Consider the following 7,929-nt stretch of genomic DNA (forward strand, 5'->3'; position numbering starts at 1 on the left):
ATCTGCGCCGACGGCACGCCCGAAGCGGCCAAACGGCTGGAGCGTGTCCTCTGGAACGACCCGGCCAGCGGCGTCTGGCGCCATGCCGATGCAGGCTATGAGATCGCGCTGGATTGCGCTCGCGAACACAGTCTGTACCTGCCGCGTATCCTGGGTTGAGCAATAGTTCCCGCATACACCACGAAAACACCGGATCCTTGGGATCCGCATGCTGCCTTAGGACTTTTTCCTGCCTGATGAACTCAAGACTGCTCAAGCCGCCTTCGGCAAACACTACAAGAATGGCCTGCTGGCACGAAACTCCAAGCAGTCCGACCTCGCTGACTTATGCTTCAGCCGGCGGTGTGCGACCTTGGGCGAAATAACAACAATCAAGGCATGGACTATCCAGAACTGACGCTTCAGCCATTTGCGCCACAGAATAAGGTCCATTTACAGATGCCGCGACCTCAAGACCAAAATCAAGCCGACTTCCCAAGACATTCGACTTTAGGCACGGCGATTTGATTTTCGACAAATGTGATGCTCCGAACGCCCTCGGGGAAATTCGGCCAACGCGAAAGGTGTTGATCTTGAAGAATATCGTGGTGATCGGCGCCGGTCAGGCGGGCGCGGCCTGTGTGGCCCGGCTGCGGGCCGAAGGCTTTGCCGGTCCGATAACCCTGATCGGCGCGGAACCCGTGCCGCCCTATCAGCGCCCGCCCTTGTCCAAGGCCTATCTCTTGGGCGAGATGGGCCTTGAGCGGCTGTTGCTGCGCCCCGAAAGCTATTACCGCGACGCGGGCATCACCTTGATGCTGGGCTGCCCGGTTGATGCGATCGACCGGGCATCGCGGCAGGTGATCGTCGGCGGCCAGACCATCCCCTATGACGCGCTGGTGCTGACGACAGGGTCGGTACCGCGCCGTCTGCCTGCGGCGATCGGGGGCGATCTGGACGGCGTGCATGTGGTGCGCGGCTTGGCCGATGTCGATGCCATGGCGCCGGGCCTGCAGCCGGGGCGGCGCGCGCTGATCGTGGGGGGCGGCTACATCGGGCTTGAGGCCGCGGCCGTCGCGCGCAAGCGCGGCATGGAGGTGACGCTGATCGAAATGGCCCCGCGTATCCTGCAACGTGTCGCCGCACCCGAGACCTCGGATTATTTCCGCACGCTGCACCGCGCCCATGGGGTTGACCTCCGCGAAGGTGTCGGGCTGACCCGGCTGTTGGGCGCGGGGCATGTGACCGGCGCGGTCTTGTCGGACGGAACGGAGCCGTCTTGCGACATGGTGATCGCGGGCATCGGCATTGCCCCGGCCACCGCGCTGGCCGAAACGGCGGGGTTGGAGATCGAGAACGGCATCAAGACCGATGAACATGGCCGCACCAGCGACCCCGCGATCTGGGCTGCGGGCGATTGCGCGAGTTTTCCCCATCAAGGCGGGCGCATCCGACTGGAATCGGTGCAAAACGCCATCGATCAGGCCGAGACGGTGGCGCAGAACATTCTCGGCGCGGGGATGCCCTATCGGCCCCAGCCGTGGTTCTGGTCGGATCAATACGACGTCAAGCTGCAGATCGCGGGGCTGAACACGGGCTATGACCGAGTGGTGGTGCGCGATGGTGGGCCTCAGCGGTCGCATTGGTATTATGCGGATGACAGGCTTTTGGCAGTCGATGCGATGAACGATCCGCGCGGCTACATGATCGGCAAGCGCCTGATCGCCGCAGGCGTTTCGCCCGATCCGGCGGTTGTGGCTGATCCGGGCCAAGACCTCAAATCACTGTTGCAGGGCTCGGTGTTTGATCCCAAGGTTTGATGGTGTGATCCTTTCGCAGGAATGGAAGGAAGCACTATGGGACAAGTTCGTCACGGCTGCGCCACGACCACGCACGCCATCAGAGCAGCAATACAGCGATCGCAAGCTTCGGCCGCGGAGCTAAGCCGTGAGCTCGCATCAATCCGAAGACGGTCGCAGATTTATCTTGCTTCTTGATTTTCATTTCTCATTTTTTGAGAACGAAGCTCGCAAAATGGAACGATTCCATCAACATGCATCTGGACCGCCGCATCACTATACTTGTCCGTCGTCGAATGATCTGGAACAGGCAGCGTGATATTGGCCTGAAGGGTTGTGGTTTTCCTGAGCGAGGCCGCACCTCAGCGTCTTGAAGGCCGCAGGTTGGCGAACCGATGGCGCGCAACTCACCACCGATCACCGCAACGGGCAGCCTTGGGGCAGGTCACGCAATTTCTTTGCCTGACAACGGGCCGCAAACGCAGGCCATGCGCTCACAAGACACGCCTCCGCCATCACGCGGGGGCCTTAGCTTCTGGGCCGATCAGCCGGGTGTCGCGCACCCCCGGGCCCGCTCTCAATGCGCCAGCAGCTGGCTCAGAAACTCGGCCGCGCGCGCGGTGCGGGGGGCGCCGAAAAACGCCTCGGGGGGGGCGGTTTCGACGATCTCGCCCTTGTCCATGAAGACCACGCGATCGGCAACGCGGCGGGCAAAGCCCATCTCGTGGGTCACCACGATCATCGTCATGCCATCGCGCGCGAGCCCCTCCATCACCTCGAGCACGCCCGCGATCATCTCGGGATCGAGCGCCGAGGTGGGCTCGTCAAAGAGCATGAGCTTGGGCTGCATGCAAAGCGCGCGGGCAATGGCCACGCGCTGTTGCTGCCCGCCTGAAAGCTGGGCGGGATATTTGGCCGCCTGCTCGGCAATACGCACCTTTTCAAGGTAGCTCATGGCCAACTCGCGCGCCTCGGCCGGCGCCATGCCGCGATTGCGCACCGGGCCAAGCGTGAGATTGTCGAGCACGCTCATATGGGCAAAGAGGTTGAAGCTTTGAAACACCATGCCCACCTCGCGGCGGATCTTCTCGATGCCCTTCATGCCCGGGCGCACCTCTTGCCCATCCACGCGGATGCTGCCCTTCTGATGCTCTTCAAGCTGGTTGATGCAGCGGATCAGCGTGGATTTACCCGAGCCCGACGGCCCGCAAATCACCACCTTTTCGCCGCGCATCACGGACAGGTTGATATCCCATAGCGCGGAGAACTCTCCGAACCATTTGCAAAGACCGGTAATTTCGACAAGCGGCGTTTCGGACATCATGTCTCCTGGCGCGCGGATCGGCCCGCGCGGCGTTCGAGCCGGGCAAAGATGAAGGCAAAGAGGTAGCAGAGCGCAAAATACATCCCGCCCACGAGAATCCAGGTTTCGAAAACCTTGGTGGTGCTGGCGGCCACTTCGGTGGCCAGAAAGGTGAGCTCCTGCACCGAAATGAGCGAGATGATGGCGCTGTCCTTGATCAGCGTGATGAACTGGCCCGCAAGCGGCGGCAAGATCTTGCGCAGCGCCTGGGGGAAGATGATGTCGCGTAGCAGGCTGGTTGGCGAAAGACCGATGGCGCGCCCAGCCTCCCACTGCCCCTTCGGGACCGACTGGATGCCCGCGCGCACGATCTCGGTGATGTAGGCCGCCTCGAAGAGCGCAAGGCAGATGAGCCCCGAGAGAAAGTTGGTAAACAGCGCCGGATCGCCAAAGGCGATGCGAAAGGCGGTGTTATCCACCCAGGGGCTTTTGGTGTTGATCGTTTCCAGCCCGATCGCCGGGAAGATCTGGCTCGCGATGAAGAAGTAGAAGATGAAGATGAAGACGAGCGGCGGGATGTTTCGGATCAGCTCGACATAGGTGCGACTGATGATGCGAAGCGCCAGTGAATCGCAGGTCCGCCACCAGCCCATCACCAGCCCGATCAGCGCGGCAAGGATGGTCCCCCAGAAGGCTAGCCTGATGGTGGTGAGGAGCCCCTGAAGCAGCAGGTTGGCCACCCATTGGCCCCTCTCTTCATCAAACCGCGCGACAAAGCCGAAAACGCGCGGCCAGTTCCAGTCATAAACAAGAACCGCGTTCACCCGCCAGACCACCAGCCCGATGCCCAGCGCGACAAGGCCGAACAAGAGCCAGTCAAGCGCCGTCAGGCGGCGCTTGGGCAGAGGGGGTGGAGGGGGGCGCGAATCCATGTCGGTGGGTGCGGGGCAGCGCGCGGCTGCCCCGCCCTTTCCTGCTTATTGTTCCAGCGCGACCTGATCGATCCAGGCAGACTGGCCCTTGAACCAGTATTCATGCCGCTCGGCGAGCCAGCCATTCGACCGGTTCACGAGAATCCAGTTGGAAAAGAAGTTCAGCGCGTCTGCGTCGCCCTTGCGCAGGGCAAAGCCCTCATTGCCGGTCGAAAGCGGGGTGCCGCCAAAGGCCACCTCGATCTTGCCCGAGTTGGCCTCGGCCCAGAAGGCGGGCTTGGGCGCGCTTGAAATCACGCCATGGGCATTGCCATTGAGCACTTCCTGAAAGGCCTGGGCGTCATCGTCGAACTGCAAGATATTGGCCTTGGGGAAGGTTTTTTCGAGAATGGTGCAGCCCACAACGCCGCGCCGGCAGGTCAGGTTCACATCGGAGCTGTTGAGGCTTTCGATCGTGGCACCTGCGGCCAGTTCGAGATTGGTGGCCATCATCTGGCCCGAATTGGCATAGGGCGCGGTGAAGTTGACGGTGAGGTTGCGCTGGGGCGTGATCGACATGCCGCCGATGATCACGTCGAACTTCTCGGCCAGCAGCGCCGGAATGATGCCGCTCCAGGCGGTTGGCACGAACTCGATCTCAACGCCCATGTCCTCGGCAAGCTTGGTGGCCACATCAATCTCGAAGCCGATCAGGTTGCCCTCCTTGTCACGCATCGCCCAAGGCACGAAGGTGGACATGCCCACCATCAGCTTGCCCCGCTGCTGGATGGTCTCCAGAAGCCCCTCGGCACTGGCCGGGGCCACGGCGGCGGCAAGCCCGCCCACGGCCAAAGCTGCCGCGGCAAGCGCCGTCTTCACTTTCGTCAGAAATGTCATTGCGGGTCTCCTCGGTTGGTGGGGTCAGGTCAGCGCCTGGGTTTGTTCAACCGCCATTCGAAAAGCGTGACCGCGAAAGAGAGCGTGACGGTCAGGCTCAGGTAAATGGCGGCGGTGATGAACCAGATCTCGAAGGCCATGAAGGTGTTGGAAATCAGGTTCAGCGCCTGGGTTGACAGCTCGGCCAGAGCGATCACGCTGACAATGGCCGAATGCTTGATCGTCGAGATCATCAGCCCGGTCAGCGGTGGCAGGATGAGCGGTAGCGCCTGAGGCACGATGATGTAGCGGTAGCTGTCAACGCGCGTCAGACCCACGGCCCGCGCCGCCTCGACCTGTCCACGATCAACGCCCCTGATGCCCCCCCGAATGATCTCGGCGGCAAAGGAGCCCTCGAAAAAGGCAAGGCACAGAACGCCTGCCCAGAATCTGTCGATCCCGATGATCGGGGCGAGAACGAAATAGACCAGGAAGAGCTGCACAAGGAGGGGCGTGTTGCGGATCGCCTCGAGGTAGGTCGTGGCAATGGCCCGCCCCGCAATCGAGCCCGACATCCGCGCCAGAGCCGTTAGAAAGCCGATGAGAATGGCCAGCGCGCCGGCAAGCCCGGCAATCTTGAGCGTCAAGATGAGCCCGCGCACCAGCGGCCCCCAGATCAATTCGCCATCGACCACGCGGTAGAAGAACGGCTCGACCCGATACCATTGCCAGCGATACTCGAGTTGCGCGATGCCCGCCCAGATCAGCCAGCCGATGGCGCCCAGCACCGCGAGCGCCTGCCCGATCTGAAGCATCCGCCGCGCAAAGGCGCCCTTGTTCAGGCCGGCAGGTGGCTTTCTGTCCAAGGAGATCACGGATTGCGCCATGGCGGCCTGAAGAGCCCCTGCATTGAGACTTGACGGGTGGAGTATCGGGGCGCATTCATCATTATGTCAACAACAGATCACCCCCGTATGCTCTTGCGTTATGCTTTTATCTCATACCGCCGCCGTTCCGCGTGCCGTTCCCGGCACCGTTCCGGGCGTAGCCTTCATGCTGCTTTCGCAGTACGATCCGCGCCATGAAGCTGACCTTTCGACAGATCGAGGCGTTTCAGGCTGTTATCGCCACGGGCTCGGTGACAGAGGCTTCAGTCATGCTCGGGGTCTCTCAACCCGCGGTCAGCCGACTTCTGGCAGATCTCGAGGCGCAGGTGGGCTTTGCGCTGTTCCAGCGCGCCGGGCGCAACCTCAACCCCACAACCGAGGCCCGGCTTCTGATCGACACGGTGCGCCGCGCATTCGGCGGGCTTGACCGCATTCGCGAGGCGGCCGAGGCCATCCGCGATTTTCGCCAGACACCCCTCATGCTGGTGACGAGCCCCTCCTTCGCGGTGCGCCTTCTGCCCGATCTGGTGGCAGCCTTTGCCCGGCGCAGGCCAGACGCCACGATTTCGCTCGACGTGCAGACAACCGATGACGCGATTGAGTGGCTGGCACTCGATGCCTACGATTTCGGGTTTTGCTCATCGCCGTCGGCCAACCCGCGGCTCACCCGCCGCCCGATCCTGCTGGGCCAGGCGTACTGCGTGGTACCGGCCGGGCACAGGCTGGCGAGCCGCACCCTGATCGGCCCCGCCGATCTGAACGGTGAAAGCCTGATCGCCTATCGCGCCGATGCCGCCTTTCGTCATGAGCTTGATCGCCTTTTCGAGGCGGCAGGTGCAGAGCCGGTGATCCGCTACGAGGCGCGTACCACCGAGGTCATGATGCGCCTGGTCGAGCGCGGGCTTGGGGTGGCCATTGTCGGCACCGCCCCCGCCCAGGATCATGAAATGCCGGGCTGCCACATCGTGCCCTTCAGCCCCTTCCTGCCCTACACTTTGTACATGCTGCGCTCGGCCCAGCGGGAGATGAGCGCGGTTGCCGCCGATTTTGCCGCTATGATCGACGAGATGTTCGGCCCGGAGACCCCGGCATGAGCCGCCTGCGCCTCACCCTCGATCTTGCGGCTCCGGGCCATCACACGGGCGATCTGCTGCTGCCCTGGTCTGACAATGCAAACCCACTGGGGCGCTACGCCGTGCCTGTCATCACCATTGCGGATGGGGCCGGGCCCACGGTTCTGGTGCTGGGCGGTGTACATGGCGATGAATATGAGGGGCCTGCCGCCATCATGCGCCTTGCGCGCGATTTGCGGGCCGAAGATGTGGCGGGCCGGCTGATCCTGATGCCGGCGGCCAATGGCCCGGCCTTTGGCGCCTCTCTGCGCTGCTCGCCGCTCGATGGCGGCAATCTCAACCGCGCCTTTCCGGGCGATGCCGATGGCACCCCTACGGCGATGATTGCCGATTGGCTGCAACGCCATCTCATCCCGCAATGCGACACGGTGATTGATCTGCATTCAGGTGGCAAGGCTTCGGTCTTTGTGCCCTGCAGCCTGCCGCAAACGGGGATTTCACCCGAGCTTGATGAAGCCAATATGGCCCTTGCCCGCGCGATGGGGCTGGGCGTGATCTGGCGGCTTGGGTCGTACAACGACAACCGCTCGGTCAATGCCGCCTGTGCGCGGGCGGGTGTGGCTTGCGTGGCGGCTGAGCTTGGCGGGGGCGGCGGGGTTGATCCGGACCATGCCGATCTTGCCGAGGATGCGCTGCGCCGGGCGTTGCATCACATAGGCCTTTTGCGCGCAGCACCGCCCTTGCCCGAGGGGGCCAACGAACACATTGTTGAAATCGCCGATCCGGCCGATCACCTGCTCGCCCCCGCCGCGGGCCTTTTTGACAGGCGCTGCCGCGCGGGCGACATGGTGCAGGCGGGCGACCTGGCAGGCTGGCTGCACTTTCCCGAAGAGCCAGGCCGCGCGGCGCTGGAATTGCGCTTTGCACAAGGCGGGATGGTGCTGGCCCATACCGCGCGTGGCCGGGTCAGCCGCGCCGAGATGCTGGCGATGGTGGTGCGCGCGGCGGGCTGAAAGCTCGGGTTCAGATCAGCGCAGAAAGCTGGGTGGCAACATAATCTGCATAGCTCGGCTCAACCCCCAGCACCCATCCAGCCCCCTA

General features: G+C 63.1%; 8 protein-coding genes and 1 pseudogene. 5 read left to right on the plus strand and 4 right to left on the minus strand.

The genetic code is table 11. The features are described from left to right. The 3 genes and pseudogenes from Q0094_RS12835 to Q0094_RS12845 all read left to right on the plus strand — a co-directional run. A partial coding sequence (locus Q0094_RS12835) for a hypothetical protein (protein ID WP_297620266.1) occupies nt 1–159 on the plus strand: 159 nt, incomplete at its 5' end. Between the two features lie 413 nt (nt 160–572). Beyond that, on the plus strand, nt 573–1,799 hold the full coding sequence (locus Q0094_RS12840) for an FAD/NAD(P)-binding oxidoreductase (RefSeq protein WP_297620244.1): 1,227 nt from the start codon (nt 573–575) through the stop codon (nt 1,797–1,799). 36 nt (nt 1,800–1,835) lie between these two features. After that, nucleotides 1,836–1,931 (plus strand): annotated as a pseudogene (locus Q0094_RS12845) (IS481 family transposase); the annotation flags it as partial. Nucleotides 1,932–2,355: 424 nt separating this feature from the next. On the opposite strand, the gene Q0094_RS12850 reads toward Q0094_RS12845, so the two are convergent. The 4 genes from Q0094_RS12850 to Q0094_RS12865 form a co-directional block, all read right to left on the minus strand. Continuing rightward, nucleotides 2,356–3,099, minus strand: coding sequence for an amino acid ABC transporter ATP-binding protein (locus Q0094_RS12850; RefSeq protein WP_297620247.1), 744 nt, complete (start codon nt 3,097–3,099; stop codon nt 2,356–2,358). After that, on the minus strand, nt 3,099–3,821 hold the full coding sequence (locus Q0094_RS12855; RefSeq protein ID WP_297620250.1) for an amino acid ABC transporter permease: 723 nt from the start codon (nt 3,819–3,821) through the stop codon (nt 3,099–3,101). Before Q0094_RS12855 ends, Q0094_RS12850 begins: the two co-directional genes overlap by 1 nt. 237 nt (nt 3,822–4,058) lie before the next feature. Further along, nucleotides 4,059–4,889, minus strand: coding sequence for a transporter substrate-binding domain-containing protein (locus Q0094_RS12860; RefSeq protein ID WP_297620253.1), 831 nt, complete (start codon nt 4,887–4,889; stop codon nt 4,059–4,061). Nucleotides 4,890–4,918: 29 nt separating this feature from the next. Then, nucleotides 4,919–5,734, minus strand: a complete 816-nt coding sequence (locus tag Q0094_RS12865; protein ID WP_297620256.1) for an amino acid ABC transporter permease — start codon at nt 5,732–5,734, stop codon at nt 4,919–4,921. A gap of 215 nt (nt 5,735–5,949) precedes the next feature. Here Q0094_RS12865 and Q0094_RS12870 point away from each other — a divergent pair, with 215 nt between their 5' ends. Further along, nucleotides 5,950–6,849 (plus strand): LysR substrate-binding domain-containing protein, encoded by a 900-nt coding sequence (locus Q0094_RS12870; protein ID WP_297620259.1) that lies wholly within the window; start codon nt 5,950–5,952, stop codon nt 6,847–6,849. Continuing rightward, the gene (locus Q0094_RS12875; RefSeq protein WP_297620263.1) at nt 6,846–7,841 is read left to right on the plus strand and encodes a succinylglutamate desuccinylase/aspartoacylase family protein; all 996 of its coding nucleotides are present in this window, start codon (nt 6,846–6,848) and stop codon (nt 7,839–7,841) included. The genes Q0094_RS12870 and Q0094_RS12875 overlap by 4 nt, the downstream gene beginning before the upstream one ends. The last annotated feature ends 88 nt before the right edge of the window (nt 7,842–7,929 follow it).

Source organism: uncultured Roseicyclus sp., from assembly GCF_937892565.1.
GTDB lineage: Bacteria > Pseudomonadota > Alphaproteobacteria > Rhodobacterales > Rhodobacteraceae > Roseicyclus.

Bases quoted from the DNA above. Each gene is read 5' to 3' on its own strand.
- Q0094_RS12850 (WP_297620247.1), bottom strand. From the start codon at position 3,099: ATGTCCGAAACGCCGCTTGTCGAAATTACCGGTCTTTGCAAATGGTTC.
- Q0094_RS12860 (WP_297620253.1), bottom strand. From the start codon at position 4,889: ATGACATTTCTGACGAAAGTGAAGACGGCGCTTGCCGCGGCAGCTTTG.
- Q0094_RS12870 (WP_297620259.1), top strand. From the start codon at position 5,950: ATGAAGCTGACCTTTCGACAGATCGAGGCGTTTCAGGCTGTTATCGCC.
- Q0094_RS12875 (WP_297620263.1), top strand. From the start codon at position 6,846: ATGAGCCGCCTGCGCCTCACCCTCGATCTTGCGGCTCCGGGCCATCAC.